The sequence below is a fragment of the Bradyrhizobium sp. SZCCHNR1015 genome, assembly GCF_032489875.1.
Lineage (GTDB): Bacteria > Pseudomonadota > Alphaproteobacteria > Rhizobiales > Xanthobacteraceae > Bradyrhizobium.
The window spans coordinates 290,388-308,411 of the sequence record NZ_JAUEYW010000008.1 but is presented as its reverse complement, the minus strand read 5'-3'; the positions used below and the strand labels follow the sequence as shown (position 1 = coordinate 308,411).

The 18,024-nt window shown below is 66.1% G+C and carries 10 protein-coding genes; 6 read left to right on the top strand and 4 right to left on the bottom strand.

Going from position 1 to position 18,024, the window contains the following annotated elements; translation table 11 throughout:
- Positions 1 to 8: 8 nt before the first annotated feature.
- Positions 9 to 1,400 carry an O-antigen ligase family protein gene (locus QX128_RS16130; RefSeq protein ID WP_316180513.1) on the bottom strand — a complete coding sequence of 464 codons (1,392 nt, stop codon included), beginning with the start codon at positions 1,398 to 1,400 and terminating at the stop codon, positions 9 to 11.
- A gap of 473 nt (positions 1,401 to 1,873) precedes the next feature.
- On the opposite strand from QX128_RS16130, the gene QX128_RS16125 reads away from it, so the two are divergent.
- The 3 genes from QX128_RS16125 to QX128_RS16115 all read left to right on the top strand — a co-directional run bounded on the left by QX128_RS16125 (position 1,874) and on the right by QX128_RS16115 (position 4,488).
- Positions 1,874 to 2,905, top strand: coding sequence for a WecB/TagA/CpsF family glycosyltransferase (locus tag QX128_RS16125; RefSeq protein WP_316237929.1), 1,032 nt, complete (start codon positions 1,874 to 1,876; stop codon positions 2,903 to 2,905).
- 168 nt (positions 2,906 to 3,073) lie between these two features.
- Positions 3,074 to 4,108 carry an OpgC domain-containing protein gene (gene opgC / locus QX128_RS16120; protein WP_316237928.1) on the top strand — a complete coding sequence of 345 codons (1,035 nt, stop codon included), beginning with the start codon at positions 3,074 to 3,076 and terminating at the stop codon, positions 4,106 to 4,108.
- Between the two features lie 119 nt (positions 4,109 to 4,227).
- On the top strand, positions 4,228 to 4,488 hold the full coding sequence (locus tag QX128_RS16115; RefSeq protein ID WP_316180516.1) for a hypothetical protein: 261 nt from the start codon (positions 4,228 to 4,230) through the stop codon (positions 4,486 to 4,488).
- Between the two features lie 66 nt (positions 4,489 to 4,554).
- Here the strand turns inward: QX128_RS16115 and QX128_RS16110 are convergent, their stop codons facing one another.
- Complete coding sequence (locus QX128_RS16110; RefSeq protein WP_410053157.1) at positions 4,555 to 6,918, bottom strand: polysaccharide biosynthesis tyrosine autokinase; 2,364 nt, start codon at positions 6,916 to 6,918, stop codon at positions 4,555 to 4,557.
- Between the two features lie 322 nt (positions 6,919 to 7,240).
- Here QX128_RS16110 and QX128_RS16105 point away from each other — a divergent pair, with 322 nt between their 5' ends.
- From QX128_RS16105 to QX128_RS16095, 3 genes are all read left to right on the top strand, one after another.
- Positions 7,241 to 7,963 carry a response regulator transcription factor gene (locus tag QX128_RS16105; RefSeq protein ID WP_316237926.1) on the top strand — a complete coding sequence of 241 codons (723 nt, stop codon included), beginning with the start codon at positions 7,241 to 7,243 and terminating at the stop codon, positions 7,961 to 7,963.
- Complete coding sequence (locus QX128_RS16100; RefSeq protein ID WP_316237947.1) at positions 7,963 to 9,342, top strand: ATP-binding protein; 1,380 nt, start codon at positions 7,963 to 7,965, stop codon at positions 9,340 to 9,342. The genes QX128_RS16105 and QX128_RS16100 overlap by 1 nt, the downstream gene beginning before the upstream one ends.
- Before the next feature lie 372 nt (positions 9,343 to 9,714).
- Positions 9,715 to 12,840 (top strand): NAD(P)-binding protein, encoded by a 3,126-nt coding sequence (locus QX128_RS16095; RefSeq protein ID WP_316237925.1) that lies wholly within the window; start codon positions 9,715 to 9,717, stop codon positions 12,838 to 12,840.
- Between the two features lie 8 nt (positions 12,841 to 12,848).
- Here the strand turns inward: QX128_RS16095 and QX128_RS16090 are convergent, their stop codons facing one another.
- Both QX128_RS16090 and QX128_RS16085 read right to left on the bottom strand, forming a co-directional pair.
- Positions 12,849 to 15,914 carry an ATP-binding protein gene (locus QX128_RS16090; protein WP_316237924.1) on the bottom strand — a complete coding sequence of 1,022 codons (3,066 nt, stop codon included), beginning with the start codon at positions 15,912 to 15,914 and terminating at the stop codon, positions 12,849 to 12,851.
- Between the two features lie 1,069 nt (positions 15,915 to 16,983).
- Positions 16,984 to 17,877, bottom strand: a complete 894-nt coding sequence (locus tag QX128_RS16085; protein WP_316237923.1) for a helix-turn-helix domain-containing protein — start codon at positions 17,875 to 17,877, stop codon at positions 16,984 to 16,986.
- Positions 17,878 to 18,024 lie beyond the last annotated feature (147 nt).

The window sequence follows — 18,024 nt, the reverse complement described above, 5'->3', positions numbered from 1 at the left end:
GGTTTCCGTCAGGTGCGGACGCCGAGCCGCGGGCGCCAAGCCGGCCGTGTACGGCTCCAACGAGCCGGCCGCCTGTTCGCCGGCTGAGCGGCGGGCATGCTCTGTTGTGACCTCCGCCAGTATCGCGCGGCCTCGACCGTGACGAGCACGAACACCACCCAGGTCACGTCGAACGCGCGCAGCCACAGGGTTTCGAGCAGGTTGTAGAGCATGACGAACAGCGCGACGGACAGCAGGATCCACGCCCGCTTGTAGTCGTGCTTCATCACGCGGCCGATGACGTGAACGGTGGCCGCCAGAAAGACGAGGAGAAAGGCAAAGCCCACATAGCCCAGCTCCAGCATCGCATCGTAGTAGCCGTTGTGGGAGTTCGGCATGGCCTTCACCCAGCCGGGCGCATCGGTGATGCTTGGTGCGTCGGCGCCGACCAGCCAGAAGCTCTGATAGCCCCATCCCAGGAGCGGCCGCTTCGCGATCTCCAGATTCGAGAAGGCCCATATGGTCGTCCGGCCGGTGAAGCTGGAATCACCCGTCAGCAGATAGGCGATGCGGCCGGTCGTGAAGCCCGCGAGCTCGCCGACCACGAAGTAGCCGAGGATGATCGCCATCAGGATCAGAAGCGGTGCAACCCGCAGCGTTCTCGCAAGCGCCAGCGTCAGGACGGCCAGGATCGGGGCGACCAGAGCGAGGCCGAGCGCGGTCTTCGAACTGGACAAGAAGATCAGGACGACGGCAGCGGCGGCGACGACGATCCCAAGCGCGCGGCGCGTGCCGGGATAGAGCAGCTCGTGAACCGACAGCAGGAAGGCGATGGCAGCAAACTCGCCCAGCAGGTTCTTGCCCGAGAAGTAGCCCTGATAACCGATGTCGACCAGCGCGTTGCCGTACTGCGCGTAGGTCGCGTAGCCGCCGGGGATCAGCAGAACATTGAGGATCGCCCCCGCTGCAAAGCAGAGGAACATGCCGCGCAGGATGTCGGCGCTCGGCCTCGATAGCAGGGCGGGCAGCACGATGGCGGTGAGGACCATCGCTTCCTGGACGAAACGGACGAAGGCGAATTCGGGTTTGAATGCCCACGCAATGCTGGCGCCAGCCAATCCAAAATAGGCGCAGAGACTGATGATGTTGGGCGGAACGGCAAACCGCTCGCCGCGGGCGAGGCGTTGCATCGTAACGATGATGGCGACGGCCGCGAGAACAGGCCAGAAGACCCGGTTCTCGACCCTGCTCTCGAGCAAGCCCTGGAGTCCGGGCGATGGCGGGAAGCTGAAATAGATCAGCGGCTGAATGAGCGACGAGTAGGCGAAGGCGAGGACCGGAATCAGCGCGCAGACGTCGAACGTCCCCGCGGAGGCCTGCGGCCCGGCCGACATCGACGTGCTCGCTGCAATTCTCGGCATCAATCTCACTCGGATATTCGAACGGGACGGCCCCCGGCAGCCGCCGGGAATACCGTCCATGATATTATCCAGAGATGAAATTAAATAAAAGAACCTTCGACGCGTGCTCGGAAGGTATCGCTGCGGACGCGCCGCAAATCTGCTCTGGCATTCACAAATAAATCGTATTAAATAAATCATGTGATTTAAAATTAAATAGTGGCTTTTAGGTCGCACGTTTTTCGGTCGGGGAGGTGCGGCAAGGGTCCGCGGCCCGGCATCCTCGTGCGGCGGGGCAGATTGAGGGAGAGCGGTTGATGCTGACCACGCATGAATTGCAGGAGCCGGGATCCTCCCTTTATCGCGTGGGGCGCTCCGGGGCGGGTCGCGATCGGCCGGAGGTCGATGCTGTCGCCCCGGCCGACGCCGCAATTCCCGACGACCTCGCGCGCGACGTCTATTGCGTCCTCGGAATACCGGTCGATGCCATCAACATGCGCGGCGTGCTGCGCCGCATCCGCGATGCTGCTCAACAAAGAACGCGGCTTCTCATTTCGACCCCCAATCTCAACTTCCTTGTCGCCAGCCAGTCGAACAGGAGTTTCAGGGAGTCGCTGATCCTGAGCGATCTCTGCACGGTGGACGGCATGCCGGTGGTCTGGATCGCCAGGCTGCTCGGGATTCCGATCAAGAGCCGGACGGCCGGCGCGGACATCTTCGACGCGCTGAAGTCGGAGGCCGCGCCGGCAAGCGCGCTGAAGCTCTTTCTTTTCGGTGGCCCGGAGGGGGCCGCCGAACGGGCCGCCCGGACGCTGAACGGTCAGTCGGCGGGATTGCAGTGCGTGGGCTGGTCGAACCCCGGTTATTTGTCGGCCGAGGAGCTGAGCCGGGATCACATCATCGACGAGATCAATTCCAGCGGGGCGGACTTCCTGGTTGCCTCGCTCAGCAGCGTGAAGGGACAATCATGGCTGCAGCGCAACCATGAGCGCCTCGAGATTCCAGTTCGCGCCCACCTCGGCGCCGCGCTCAACTTCCAGGCCGGCACCGTGAAGCGAGCACCGGCGTTCCTGCGCCGATCAGGCTTCGAGTGGCTGTGGCGCATCAAGGAGGAGCCCTATCTCTGGCGCCGCTACTGGAACGACGGCACGGCGATGCTCGGCCTCATGCTCACCCACGTGTTGCCGTTCGTGGTGTGGACCTGGTGGATGCGCCGCACGCATGAGCGGGGTGAGGCGCTGACCATCACGCAGGACTATGGGACACGCGCGGTCACGCTCAGCCTGTCGGGGCCCGCCGACTCGCGCCACGTCGACCGGGCCATTCCGGTTTTCCGCGCCGCGACGGCGTCCCGTAAGCCCGTCGCGGTCGATTTCTCCAACGTCTGCGCCATCGATGCGCGCTTCCTTGGATTGCTGCTGATGCTGAGGAAGCAGTTGGAAGCCCAGGGCTGTACCGCAACCTTCGTGGGCGTTTCGCCGCTGATGGCCCGCATCTTCCGCTTCGGCGGTCTGGACCGGCAATGAGAGGGGGAGGCCTGTCATCGGTGGCATCACGGCTTCAGCAGTCGGTGGTTCGATGATCGCCGCCGCGACGCTTGCCCGCGTTGCGAAGGATTGCCCGGGCCGTCAGTCCGACCGGCGCCCGTCGGCTGACTGTCGCCCATCGAGCGACGTGTGTTCGGGGATTGAGCGGTGAGCGCAGCAGGCCAGAAGAGGCGCGAGCTTCTGATCGACTTCTATCGAAGCTGCGCGATGCTGTTCGTGTTCTATCATCACACGGCCAACGTCTTTCCGGACTCCGTCGATCTGTTCACGAAATTCAATCCCTTCGCCGAGCTGTTCGTCGTGATCTCGGGGTTCATGGTCGGGTACGTCTATCTGCACAAGGAGAGACACGGAGAGCTCGTCGCCCGCGGCTTGAAGGTGCTCGCCGCCTATTTCGTCATCTCGGTGCCGGTCGCGGTCGGCATGGCTGTTCTGGGGAAGAAGCGAGAGCCGGTGGGGCAGGCGATTCTCGACGTGCTGACGTTTCAGTCCGAGCCGACCGCCATCACGATCCTCAAGTTCTACGGGCTGATGTTCCTGCTGCTGCCGGTGATCCTGCCGGTGTTCAAGCGCGGCAGGCTCCAGGTGCTCGCGTTGTCGGCTGCGATCTTCGTGGCGTGCACCTGGTTCAGCAACACGAGCACGGCCGCCGAGCTCGAGAATCCGGCCGTCATTCTGCTGCTGTTCTCGCTCCAGGCGCAGATGTTCTTCGTGGTCGGTATCTGGCTCGGAGATCTCCATCGGTCCAACCGTCTGATCGGACCCGCGTTCTACACGGCGCTGGCGGGGATCTTCATCTTCGGGCTGCTGCTCGATTACAGCCTCGGCTTTCCCAGCAACGGCGAAAAATACCCCTATCGGTTCGACAAGCTCCTCAACCTGCTTTGGACATTGCCGCTGCTGTTGGCGCTGCTGTGGGCGGTGTACGCGCGCACCCGGCGATCGCCGGCAGTCGCGCTCATCCTCAACGTCGGCCAGAACTCGCTGATCGCGTTCCTCGGGTCGGAGGTGGTGCGGCAATCGGTAAAACTCGCGCTCCTCCTGGGCGGCGTCCACCCGCAGGTTTACGGCCAGACCGTGATGGGTCTGTTCGATGTCGTCCTGGTGACCGCGGTGCTTTGGCTCTACCGGGCGCACTGGCAGAACCGCCAGACAATGCTGCACCCGCTCAGCGGGCCGTAGGCGCATCTTTCGCCTGAAAGTGTTGCTCCGATGCGCTTGTTCGAATCCTCCCGGGCGGCTTAGCTCATCGCTAACCATTGGCCGCTAGCCTCTCGAGACGCCCGAGGAGGCATGAACTGATGTGGGTGATAGCGCTTCATTTTGCAGCCGGAGTGGTTGCCGGGACGATGTTCACGGTGCGCACGCTGCTGGCGCTTGCCGCGATCGTCTTCATGGAGTGCATCGCCGCGTCGATCATCAGCGGGCTGCCGGCCGCGCTCTATGCCGGCGCCGGTCTGGTTGCAGTCCAGGTCGGCTATCTCTCAGGGATCTACGTTCGCAGCGCTCTGGAGCGTGCCGGCATCGCCCAGCCATCCATTCGCGCCGAGCACCAGCGCTGACGGCCGATCGATCTCCGTCATCGGTTGCCGTCCATGGCGCGCACCGGCCGGCGCGCGCCGATGGACCTACTCGGCCATCACGCTCCCGTAACGAGCATAGTATTTATGGTTGTAGTAGTCGCCGAAGTGATTGGCGTAGCGCTTCAGCGCCTTCATGTCGGTCTTGTTGAGCACGACGCCGAACAGGGCATCGTAGACGTTGGGCGCTGTGTTCAGCGCATGCTCGACCACCTCGGCGGGCGTCCGTCCCCATTCCACGACAAGGACGAAGCTGTCGAGCAGCGCCGAGATGGCCCGCGCATCGACGACGGGGGCGAGCGGCGGAAGATCGACGATGACGTAGTCATAGGCTTCGCGGAGCTGCTCGAACAGCTTGCGCATCTGCTCGTTGCCGAGGATATCGCTGGTGTCGCGCTGTGCGGCGCCCATTCCGGGCAGAAAATCCAGGCGCGTCACCGGGTCGGTCCAGACGGCGTCCGCTAGCTGACGCCCTCCCGAGACGATGTCGGCGATCCCGGTCCCGGCATCGGGGGCGAGCATCGCGGAGAGCGACGGATTCCTGAGGTCGCAGTCGACCACGATCACCCGCTTGCCTGAATTGGCAATCAACTGCGCCAGCGACGCGGCGATGATCGACTTGCCCTCGTTCGGCAGGGCCGACGTCAGTCCGAAGACCTTCCGCGACGTCCGGTTCGGGTCCTGGTCGATGGCGACTTTCAACGAGCGGATGGATTCGGCGAAGCGCGAAGTGGGCATCGCGGATGCGGCCCAGCAGGTCCCGGGGCCTCTCGAGACCATTCGCTGGCTGCCGTCCGGTTCGACCTTGGCAACGGCGTTGGCCGTCGCTTTCTTGGTAAACTTGTCGACTTCTCCTCGTTTGAGCAGAGGGACGACCGAGAGGCAGGGCAGGCGCAGGCGATCCTCGACCTGGTCGGTCGTTCGAAAGCTGCGGTCCTTGGCCTCTGCGAGCAGGCCAAGGCCGCCCCCGAGCGCCAGGCCGCCGAACAGGCCGATCGCCATCAGCACGATGGACTTCGGCTTGATCTTCTTCTTCGGTGGTGTGGCGGCGGAGATCACACGCGCCTTGGCGATCGGGAAGGAGCCCTGCTGGACCGAGCCCATGTAGCGCTGAAGGAAGGTGTCGTAGAGGGCACGATAGCTCTTGGCGCTCGTCTCCAGCTCGCGGATGCTGACCTCCGCGGCCCTGGTGTCCTGCGACTTGCCAACGGCTTGCGCCAGCTGCCTCTCGATCTCCTGCTGCTGCTGCTTGGCCTCCGCATAGTCATGCTTGGCGACGTCGGCAAGGCGCCGCACCTCGTCGAGCATGGCCTGACGGATGCTCTTCATCGTCGCACGGATATTGACGACGGCGACGTGATCGTTGCCATATTTCGCAGCATATTCGTACTCGCGCTTGGCGTTATCGAGATATTGCTGACGCAGGCTGTTGATGATCGTCGTGCTGTTGGAATTGCTCAAGGAGAGGCCGTCCGGCGGATTGAGATTGCCGCTGAGTTCCGCCGGGGAGAAGTCGGAGACGGCGGCAATGCGGTCGACCGGCATATCGGCATTGCTCGTCGCGAGCATGTCGTCGAACCGATTGAGCCGGGTCATCAGCGAGGCGGTATGGGTGCGCGCCGCCACCAGACGGTTGGTGAGTTCTGTGACCTGCTGCTGGTCGATGAGCTTGCCGTCTGCCGAAACGATATTGTACCGGCTCTTCAGCTCGTTGACGGCGCGCTCGGCCGTCGTCGCGTCGTTGCCGAGGTCCTGCAGGCGGTCGTGGAGCCAGGCCGTGATGGTGCGCTGCTCGTTGGCCTCCGCCTTCAGCTGCTGATCGAAATACTCCTTGGCGATGGCATTGGCGATCATCGCCGCCCGATGGGGATCGCTGGCGCTGAAATCGACCTCGACGACCGAGCTGGTGCCGATCCTGAAGGCGTTCATCCGGCGCTGGAATTCGTCGAGGAGATCGTCCATGGACGGCGCGTTTGGCTCCGGCGCCAAACCGACGAGCCTGCGGACCGCGTTGACCGCACCGTGCAGCGGGCTGCCTTTACCGTTGAAGTCGGGGTCGTCGGCCAGGTTCAACTGGTTGATGACGCTGGTCGCGATCGACTTGGATTTCAGGATCTCGATCTGCGACTCCATGTCGAGCGGGGGCTCGTCCTGAACCGCAGGTTGCGGCTGCACGACCGCGGCCTTGGAGGTGCCCAGCATGATCTTGACGTCCGCCGAGTAGGTCGGCGGGAGGATTTTCAGCAGGGCGAAGCTTGCCAGTAGCGAAAGCACCGTGGTGATCGCAATCACCAGATAGTGCCGGCGCAGGAATCCCAGCGCCATGTCAAACGGCCCGGGTCCGTTCCGGTCCCAACCCTGCTCCTGCTGAGGGGGGTAGGCAGCCGTGCTCGCGTTGGGATTGTGCAGCATGTTTTGAAGCTTCATCAGTTGCGTTTCGGACGTCGGAGCCGTCCGATTGCCTGCGAGAACGAGAATTTATATATTCGGAACCATTAAATGATCTGGGACCGCCGCGCGATTTAATTTATATTAAATAAGGTTTTGCTCAGCAAGTGGCCTTTCGAATTAAATATCGCCGGTGTGGAGCGCGCCCTTGCGCCGCGAGGGCTTCTCCCGCCGGATACCGGCGTCCCGCTCGCCTGCGTCTCGGTCTTTGGCCGTGGCGTAACGGTGTGTAACAGCCGTCGCCGGACCATTGCCAAGCCGCGGGTTTTGGGCATCAGTCCTGGCGATGAGCATGCCTGCGGCCACGCTTTTGATGGTGGAGGACGACCCGGAGATCAGCCGGCTCGTCAGCGATTTCATGCGCCGGGAAGGGTTCGAGATCGAGGTCGCCGCCACGGCGGCGGCGATGGATGCCGTGCTGCGGCGGCTGCGGCCCGATCTCATCATTCTCGACCTGATGCTGCCGGGGGAGGACGGGCTTTCGATCTGCCGCCGGCTGCGGCAGAGCGACGACATTCCCATCCTGATACTGTCGGCCAAAAGCGACGAGATCGATCGCGTGGTCGGGCTCGAGCTCGGCGCCGATGACTACATGGTCAAGCCGTTCGGGCCCCGGGAGCTTCTGGCCCGCGTGCGCGCGCTGTTGCGGCGCGCCCAGGCGAGCCCGCCGCGAGACGCGAGCCGGCGTTTCGGTTTCGACCGCTTCGTGCTCGACGTTGATGCCCGCAGCATCGAGATCCCGGATGCGCAGGGCGCGCCGATCCAGCTGACCTCGGCGGAGTTCGACCTGCTCGCCTGCTTCGTGCAGCGGCCGCGGCGGGTGCTGAGCCGAGACCAGATCCTGGATTGGACGCGCGGCCGCTCCGCCGAGCCTTTCGACCGCACCGTCGACATGCTGATCTCGCGGTTGCGGCGCAAGCTCGAGGCCGCAAGCCCGGGAACGAACCTGATCACCACCGTCCGCAACGGCGGATACCTGTTCACGGCGACGGTGAGGCCGGTGGCGTGATGATGCGGCTGACGCTTGCGATGCGTATCGGCCTCATCGTCATCATCGGCCTGTTGGCGATCTGGATCGTCACCCTGGCGCGGTTCTACCGCGCCCGTACCGCGGAGCTCGAAGGCGCGACGCCGCTGCCGATGCGGCTGGCCGCGCTCGCCGAGCTGATCGAGCGAACGCCCCGGACGGAGCGGGGCCGGGTCGTCGATGCCGTGTCCTCCGACCGCTTCGAGGTCCGGCTGGTCGGGGCCGACGCGGCGGTCCGGCTTCCGCGGACGGAGCCCGCGCCGGTCCGGTCCGGATTGCGCGAGGCCTATGCCGAGGCGCTCGGTGCGCGCCCGCTGGCCATCACCTCCGTGCCGGAGCCGGAGGGGCGGTGGTTTCCGCGGCTCTCGCGGGCGCCGCAGAATGCCCTGGAGTTCCGCATCGGCCTGAACGGCGGCGACGTGCTCGTCGTGGATTCGCGCTCGTCGCTGGTGTTGACCCAGCAGGGGTTGCCGATCGGACTCGGCGCGGGCCTGTTCGGAACGGTGGTCGCGCTGTTCGCGCTTCTCATCATGCAGCGCGAGACGCGGCCGCTGGCACGTCTTGCCGCCGCCGTCGACCGGGTTGACCTCGGCGGAGCGGCGGTGCCACTGCCCGACGTCCGCCGCAACGCGCCCGAGGTGCGCGCCGTGGTCACGGCGTTCGGGCGGCTGCAGGACCGGCTCGCCGATCTGATGCAGGCGCGCATGGCGCTGGTCGGCGGCATTGCTCACGACGTCCGCACCTTCGCCACGCGGCTGCGGCTGCGTATCGACCAGATCCCGGACGACGCCGAGCGGCAGCGCGCCGTGGTCGATATCTCCGACATGATCCGTCTGCTCGACGACGCGCTGCTCGCGAGCCGGGCGGGGGCCGGCGAGCTGCCGCAGGAGCTCATCGCCTTCGACGAGCTGGTGCGGGCCGAGGTCGATGATCGCCGTGCGCACCGGGCGCGGGTGCGTCTCGACCATGCGGGCGATGGACGCGAGCTGCTGATGCTCGGTGACCGCGTCGCGCTGCGCCGGATCGTCGCCAACATCATCGACAACGCGCTCAAATATGGCGAGGCTGCGCATGTCTCGCTGCAACGCCAGCCGGAGCACGCCGTGCTGACGGTCGATGACGAAGGGCCCGGGATTCCCGGCGACCAGCGCAAGGCCATGCTTGAGCCGTTCACGCGCCTGGACACGTCGCGCAATCGTGGCACCGGAGGAGCCGGGCTCGGACTGGCGGTGGTGCGGACGCTGGTGGAGGCGCATCGTGGCAGCATCGAGATCACTGACGCGCCGCGCGGCGCCCGCATCGTCGTGCGGCTGCCGCTGTTTCTCGACGGGCCCGGCGATCTGCATTCGGATCTGGCCTGATCGACGGCGGCTCGTGATCCGGGCCTGGTCCTTGTGGGTGGTGGCGATAAGCCGAATTTCTCGCAAAAGTTGAGATGGCGAAGTGACGGGCTGGGATGGATGCGATGGTCTCCGTCGTCGCCGCACCACGCGATGTCGCCGATGCATCTTGCGCCGCTTGATGATCGCGTGGAGATTGTGATAGGTATTCGATGCATCCTCATTGCATCGCCACGCGGATTGAACTGGGCGCGGCGCCGATTTTGTAAACCCATCGTACCGAATGTCATTCAACCGCACGGGCCGCGCGGACCGCGGACTCGTGCGCCGATGGACGACGTCGTTCCGGCTCGCCCGGGCGAGAACGTCCGAGGTCAGGGCAGGATCATCGACATGGCAGCAAGAAAGACCCGCGTGGCGATATTGGGCGGCGGCATCGGCGCGTTGAGTGCGGCCTTTGCCTTGAGCGAGATCGATCCGCGCGGCGAGCTCTACGAGATCACCTTGTATCAGCTCGGCTGGCGTCTCGGAGGCAAGACCGCCAGCGGACGCAACGCCAAGCAGGGACAGCGCATCGAGGAGCATGGGCTGCATATCTGGGCCGGCTTCTACGAGAACGCCTTCACCATCCTGCGTGCCGCGCTGAAGGCACTGGATGCACCGCCGAGCGACCCGATCAGGACGATCGATGATGCCTTCAAGCGGCAGAACGAGATCTTCTACGCCGAGTATACCGACGGCCAATGGCTGCCCTGGCCATTCTGGTTTCAGCCGGATGTCGACGAATCGGTCTATCCCGGCCGGGATAGCCTGTGGGCGCCCGCCGACAACATCGTGCCACCGCTCTCGACCCTGCTGCTGCGGACCATCGCCAGCATCATCTTCAACCTGAACTACTATCTCGAGGATTGGCCGGGTGACCTGAATGCCGAACTGACGAAGGCGATCGCCGCCATGCCCGCCGAGCGGCAGGCCCGGCTGGCGGCGGTCCCGTCCAATGGCAAGGGCCATCCGCTGCTGCTGCTGGCTCACCGCGTCGGCGAAAAGCTGCACAGTGACGTCGAAGCGATCCGCCGCGATGCCCAGGGCGACATGGCGGCGCTTCTCCATGCGTTCCGCGGCATCGTCAAGGAGCACCAGAAGATCGATGGCCTCGAGGAAGGCCTGCGCCGGCTGTTGATCCTCGCCAATCTCGGCATCTGCATGCTGCTCGGCATCATCGAGAACGACTGCCTGACGGATGGGCTGGAGGTTCTCGACAGGTTCGAATTCCGCAGCTTTCTGGCGCAGCAGGATGAAGAGGCTGCCAACAACGCCATCGTGACCGCTCTCTATGAGTACATCTTCGCCTTTCGCAGCGGCTCCCGCGAGCCGTCGGAGCAGCAGGTGTCGGCCTGCTCGGCCGTTCAGGGACTGCTGCGGCTGTTCTTCACCTACAAGGGGGCGTTCTTCTATAAGTCCGTCGTCGGCATGGGGGATACGATCTGCACCCCGATCTACCAGCTGCTGGCGCGGCGCGGCGTGAACTTCAAGTTCTTCCACAAGGTCACGAGTCTCGAGCCGACCGAGGACGGCCGCAACATCGCGACCATCCATATCGACAAGCAGGTCGAGTTCGTCGATGGCAAATATGATCCGCTGGTCCTGGTGAAGAACTACTGGTGCTGGCCGTCCGAGCCCAAATGGACAGAGATCGAGAACGGCGAGTACTACGCGCTGAAGGGCTATAATTTCGAGAACGCCTATGGTCCTCCCAACCCGCCGCAGCCGCCTCCGGCGGCGCGTCTCAGCCTGCAGCTCGGCCAGGATTTCGACCAGGTGGTGCTGGGCATCGCGGTCGGCGCGCTCGATGAGATCTGCCGGCCCTTGGTGCAGCAGAAGCCGGCCTGGGCCGACATGGTCGGCAATCTCCCAACCGTGCGCACCATGGCGCTGCAGCTCTGGCTCGACTGCCCGGTCGGGGATCTCGGCGGCCCCTATGTGGCGCCTGGACCGTCGCTGGAGACGATGGGGCCGATCGTCACCACCTGCAAGCCGCCGCTGGACACCTATTCCGACATGTCGCAATTGCTGCCGGCCGAGGACTGGCCGGCGCCGGGGCCGCGCTCGATCGCCTATTATTGTGCCATCATGAGCGACAAGAGCGCGCCGGACAATGAGGAGCTGGCGGCGGACTATGTGAAAAACGCATCGAAGGACTGGATGACGTCCTGGCTCGATACGTTGTGGACGAACATCGGCAGCGGCAGCACGTTCCGCTGGGATCTGCTGCACGCGCCGAGCGACATCAGCGGATCGGCGCGGCTCGATTTCCAGTTCTGGCGCGCCAACATCAATCCGAGCGAACGCTATGTGCTGAGCCTGCCGGGCACGCTGCGGCACCGGATGGAGCCCGGCAAGTCCGGCTACGACAATCTCTTCCTCGCCGGCGACTGGACCCGTGTGCCTGAGATCAACGCCGGATGCGTGGAGGTCGCGGCAATGTCCGGCCTTGCCGCGGCGTCGGCGCTGTCGGGCGTCTACATTCCGATCGTCTCGATGAGTCCCGAACCCTACATCACCAACGCCTATGTCAACTACGCCGGATGGATCACGCTTCCGCCGGCGCCCTATCTCTGCAACGACTCGACCTTCTACGGCTTCGCCGTGCCGGCCGACCTCGGTGCCTGCCAGCGATTCCTCGACCGCTCCTTCAACCGCGTCGCGGGCCGCGACCAGTTCCGCGTGATGCTGGACATGGCGTTCGTCAACGTCATCCAGGTGCGCAAGAGCCAGGCCGCGACGCCGCCATTCGCGGAGCAGGGGACGATGTCCGAGACCGATATCGGGCTGTGGCTCCTGGTCGGCAGCTATGAGCGGGGTGCCCTGCTGCCGAAATCGATCGGCTTCGTGCCTGCCTATCTGTTCGTCGACAATGCCTGGTCGGTGGTTGCGGGGCAGGAGGTCTGGGGCTTTCCCAAATATCACGCGACCATCGTCCAGCCGGCCAGCGCGCCATCGAACGACCCGTTCGACGTCTCGGGGCTGGCGATTGCCTGCTACGGGCCGGATGCCCATGCCTGCCAGCAGCGCGTCATCCGAATCGAAGGCACGGACGGATCGCCCCCGACCGCGACCGCGGTGGCCTCGCCGGCGGATGCGTTCCGGCGGCTCTGTGCCGGAGCCGACGACGAGCGGCTGAAGCAGGTGACGACCGGGCCCGGCATGGCGTCGTTCCTGGGCGGCGTCTGGGGCCTGCCGATTCCCGTGTTCTATCTCAAGCAGGCGCGGTCGGCGGACAGTCTCACCGCGGCGAGCTACAAGACGCTGTTGAACGGCGCGCTTGACCTGACGGCGCTGCGCAGCTGGCAACTGCAATCGGGCAACTGGACGATCGAGATGAGCGCGCTCGACAGCCTGCCGTTCATTCGCGACCTCGGGCTCGGCACGCCCGTCGACGGCAAGCTCGTCCTGACCGCGACCACGCGCATCTGGGCCGAGATCGACTTCACCGTCGCGACGGCCACCCCCATGGCCTGAACAGGTCGTCACGCCGATTGTCGCCTCGGCGCGTCATCATCGACGGCGGCGAGCCGCGCCGCCGCCCGGCGCAGGAACGCCGCCGCGCCCTGCGCCTCGGCCACCGTGACGGCCTCGCGCAGCGCGGCCGTCACCTGGCCCGGCGCATGATCCGGAACGGCGGCCAGGATCTCGGCGCGCCGCCGATGCAGCGGCGACAGGAAATAGCCGTCGCCATAGCGCCGCGCGGCGTCGATCGCCGCATCGATCGTCTGCATCGCCTCGGCCGTGTTGCCGACGATCAGTTGCAGGCCGGCGACCTCGCCGAGATAGAAGCAGGAGAAATGCATCATGCCGAGCGTCTGGAACGCCGGCAACGCCTCGCACGCCGCCGCCAGCGCCTCGTCTGGATTCCTGCCGAGATGGCCGCGGGCGTGCGCCTGCAGGCTGCCCGCCACCAGCTGATAGAGCGGATAGCCATGGTCGCGGCAGATGTTCAGGGCCTCCTCGGTGGCGAGGAGGACATCCTCGTAGTCGCCGCGTGCGAGCTGATAGAAGGCGAGCCACGACAGCGCCCAGGCGAGGTCGAACGGACGTCCGAGCCGGCGCGCATGCGCGATGAGATCGCTGGCGACCGCGGCCGCACCAGCGTCGTCGCCCATCGCATGCAGCACCTGCAGCAGCGAGGCCTGGGCGGCGACCAGCGGATCCTGCGAGGACAGTTGCGGCAGCCGCGCGCCGTCCGACGCCTGATAGAGCTGCACCGCGGCGGCCAGCAGCCGGCGCGCGGCGGGGAGGTCGCCTCTGGCGAAGAGAATGTAGCCCAACGCAACGCCGCTCTCGATGCGGTGCTCGGGAAGGCCGGTCTGCTCGCCGATTCCCAGGCACAGATGCGCCATCTCCTCGGCACCGTCGAGATCGCCCGCGATGATCAGGAAACTGCAGATGCCGCGCAGCACGGCGAACAGGCCGGCGGTGTTGCCGAGTGCGTCGCAGATCGCCCGTGCCTCGGACAGCGCCTTGCCGACCTCGGCCACGGTGTAGCCGCGCGAGGCGGCGAGGCTGACGGCAAGCCCGATCAGGAGCTCGAGCTCCAAGTCGGCGCGCTCGCCGTCGGCGGATTGATGACGCAGCAGGTCGAGCGCCGTTTGCAGATGTCGCGCCGCTTCGACATGCGCGGCGCGCGAGGCGGCGCGCCGGCCCGCGGCCGCCCATAGCGGGATGGCTTCGGCGATCGCGCCGCTCTCGGTGAAATGGTAGGCCAGCAACTCCGGCTCGGTGTCCCGCGTCTCGGGAAAGCGATCGCGCAGCACCGCGGCGATCCTGCCATGCAATGTCTGGCGTTCGCGCCGGAGCAGGGACTCGTAGGCGGCGTCGCGGATCAACGCGTGCTTGAACGTGTAGAGGCCGTCGGGCGGCGCGCCGCTGCTCTCCACGAGGCCGGACTTGACGAGCTGATCCAGGCTCTCGCCGAGCCTGGCTTCGGGCTCCGCCACGATGGCCGACAACAGATCGTAGCTGAAGCGGCGGCCGATGGCGGCACCGAGATTGGCAATCCGGCGCGCCGGCCCCAATCGGTCGAGCCGCGCAACCAGGGAGTCCTGCAGCGAGGCGGGAATGGCCACGCTCGCATGGCCGTCCCGCGCGGGCGCCGCGGAGGCTTCGACGACGTACTTCGCCAGCTCTTCCAGGAATAGCGGAATGCCTTCGCCACGGCTGACGATCTGGCGCAGCGTCGCTGCCGGCAGCGCGGCCGAGGCGGCCACATGGCTGCAGATCCGCTCGGCGTCGCCGTGACTCAATCGCCCAAGCGGGAGCCGCGTGACCTGCGGGCTCGCGGCCCAGGGCGGCTCATATTCGAGCCGGGCCGTGACCACGATCAGCCAGCGGCGTTGTGCGGCGCGCCGGATCGCCCGATCGAGCAGCTCGAGCGTGGTCGTGTCGCTCCAATGCGCGTCTTCCAGCACCAGCAGCGCGGGCCCGGTCGGCACCATCATGTCGATCAGCCGGAGCAGCGTCTCCCGCGTGACTTCCGAGCGCTTCTCGACGGTCATCGTCTGCAGCGGACTGTCCGGCTCGGGAGCGACGCCCAGGATATCGGCGAGCACGGCGCGCGCCGTGGCGTCGCCGACGCCGTGCGCGTTCATGAAGCGATCGAGCTTGTCGCGACGCGTCGCTGCGCCGTCGGAGCGGTCGAAGCCGGCGATGAGCGCGAGCTGCTCCGAGATCGGATACAGCACGCTGTCACAACGGGTAGGGCTGCAGTGCCAGATCATCTGGAGCTGGGAGACGTCGGCCACGCGCCGACGCAGCTCCTCGACCAGCCGCGACTTGCCGATGCCCGGCTCGCCATGGAGCAGCACCACCTGTCCGCTGCCGAACCGCGCCGCCGCCCAGCAATCGAACAGACGCGCCAGCTCCTGGTCGCGCCCGACCAGGGGGGAGCTTTCGCCGCGAATGCGGGCGTGGAAACGGCTCGCGACGGCGGCTTCCTCCAGCACCTCGAACGCCTCGACCGGTGCGGCGAATCCCTTCAGCGCGAACGTGCCGAGATCGCGGAAGTCGAACATGCCGCGCGCGATGCGCTCGGTGGTCCGGGCCACGACGATGCTGTCGGGGGCGGCGATCGATTGCAGCCGCGCCGCCAGATTCGGCGTCTCGCCGACGATGTCGACCGGGCGGCCGTCGGCGCGGGGCATGAGGTCGCTGACCACGACGAGGCCGGTGGCGATGCCGATGCGCAGGCGCAGCTTCTGTCCATGCGGGGCCTCGAGCCGGCCGACGGCGTCGCGCAGCGCGATGGCGGCGCGGATCGCGGTGGCTGCATCGTCTTCCCCCGCGCGCGGATAGCCGAAATAGGCGAGCACGCCGTCGCCGGCATATTGCGTGATGGCGCCGCCATGGTGGCCGATGACGTTTTCGCAGGTCGTCAGGAAGGCGTCGATGACGCTGGTCATATCTTCCGGATCGAGCCTGACCGTGAGCGAGACGGAGCCGACGAGATCGCAGATCAGCGCCGTGACCTGCCGCCGCTCGGCGCGATGCATGCCGAGCAGGCGCGAGCTCGTCGTCGTATCGGATGACGGCTGTCGCAACGCCCCGCCACACCCGCCGCAGACGTCCGAGCCCGGTGGATTGGGCCGACCACAGGTTTCACAATCCATCTGCGTTCGGGCTCCCGGACACGACTACGGAATGCGAATGAGCGCGAAGCGCGGAGCTTGCGATGAGGGCGCGATCGCGGCGCCCGTATCGACCGACGTCGCGCGCCGAGCGCGAAGCATCGGTTTGCGGTACTGGCATTTCGAGTGCGACCAGGACCGGCTGATCATGTTCAACTCATAGCGCATTCGTGGCAGAGTAGCAACGGTGCCGGATTGCTCGCGGTCGCTCCGGGGAGGGGGGAACGATGTCGGACGGCTCCCTCGGGTGTCCTCGATGCCGGCGGGACCGTTCAAGCCTGCGACGATTTGACATCAATGTGGAAGCATCAGGCCGCCTCGCTTGCGGAAAGGCGCGCATGATCGCGCGATCCCGCGGCGGATGGCCCGTCCGGGTGATGCGTCGTGAGGCCCTCGGAAAGCGTGAGGGCGCAGGGAAGGCCGGACCTCGACTGAGGCCCGTGGCCCGCCTGCGAAAAAAATGCAGGCGGCAGGTACCACAGGTCAGCCGGAAACCCGGCCCTCCCTGCGCGATGGTTGAACGGCTGCTTCGCGTTCTCCCTGGTGCGCCGGGCTTTCTGGCCACCATCCCCACGCGAAGCCAGGGCCTCGACGTGAGTTGATATCAGCATCGGGATATCAGGACCGCGCGACTTGACCGTGCGTGGCGAATTGTTCGTCGGCGCGAGCAACCCGCGCTGCAATCCACCACGCCCACCGCTCCCCGCCTCGCATGTCGTGACGACCGCGATACGCCCCTCAGCTCGAGACGGGATGTAGGAATAGAACCATGATTTTCGGAAAAACGAAAGAGGAATATTTTCGGCGCGGGGACTGGACAGGCCAAACCAGCTTGATCGCGCAGCGGAAATCAGTTTCTCGGCGCATCGAGCATCCAACGATTGCGCCGCCCGTCCGAACCTCGGGATTTTCTGGTCCGACGCTGACGCGTCGTCCTGGACCGACAAGGAGGACGACCGAGGCGCCTGGCTGCGCCGCTCCGTCACGGCCAGTCGGCGAAGTTGAGGATGGCCCGCGACTGGCCTTTGGTCCGCTGCGACGAAACGCCCTTGCGCCACGCGCCCGGTGATTGGCCGGTGTGCCTGACGAAGAAGCGGTTGAAATAGGCGCTGTCCTTGAAGCCGAGCGCGAAGGCGATCTGCTTGATCGTCGCGGTGGTGGTTTCGAGCCGGGTCGCCGCCTCCTGAATGACGCGTTGCTGAATCAGCGCGCTCGGTGACCGCTGCAGCACCCGGGTGCACAGCGCGTGCAGGCGATCCGGCGTCACGCCGAGCAGCGCAGCGTAGTCGGCGACCCGCAGTTGCTGATGAAAGCGTTCCTCGACGAGCCGGCGAAAGCGGCTCAGGATCTCGGCGCTGGAGCCCTGCGCCTCGCCGGCGCTGTCGTCGGCAAACAGCCGCCAGAAGCGCAGCACGCACAGGGTCAGCTCCGATGACGTGATCGAGGCCGCGCCGCGCCGTGACGGATTTTCGATCTCGGCTGCGATCGCCGCCATCGAGCGCGCGATGACCGCGGCGAACTCGGCCGTGACCGAGAAGGCCAGGACGGCCTCGGTGCCTGCGAGGTCGAGATAGGCGGGCTCGGCGGAGGAGGGCAGGTGGCGGTGCCAGAGCCCGGAGCTCAGCCGCAGGAGATGGCCGGCCGAGCCGGCCGCGACGTCGAGATGCTCGGCCTCTCCCGCTGGCAGCCAGACCAGCGCCGGACCGGACCAGGTCTGGATTTCGTCATCGGCGAAGCGCGCCGAGGCAGCCCCGGCGGAGAGGCAGAGCAGGTGGACGAACGGCCGCGCGGCATCCGAGCGCAGGGCCCAGCGCCGTGCCTCGAAATGCGTGGGAATGGCTTCGGCGCCGAGCGCTGTCGGGGTGCCGCGAGCCACCGGCGGCAGCGTCCGGGGCGCGGCATTACGCGCAGCCGTCGCCCCAGAAAAGTGCACTCTTTTGCCGGAACTGTCCATTGCGTCACCCAAGCCTGCGGTGTTTCCCTCGTCAAGTCCCGACGACCGCAAACAAAAAACCGCGGACGA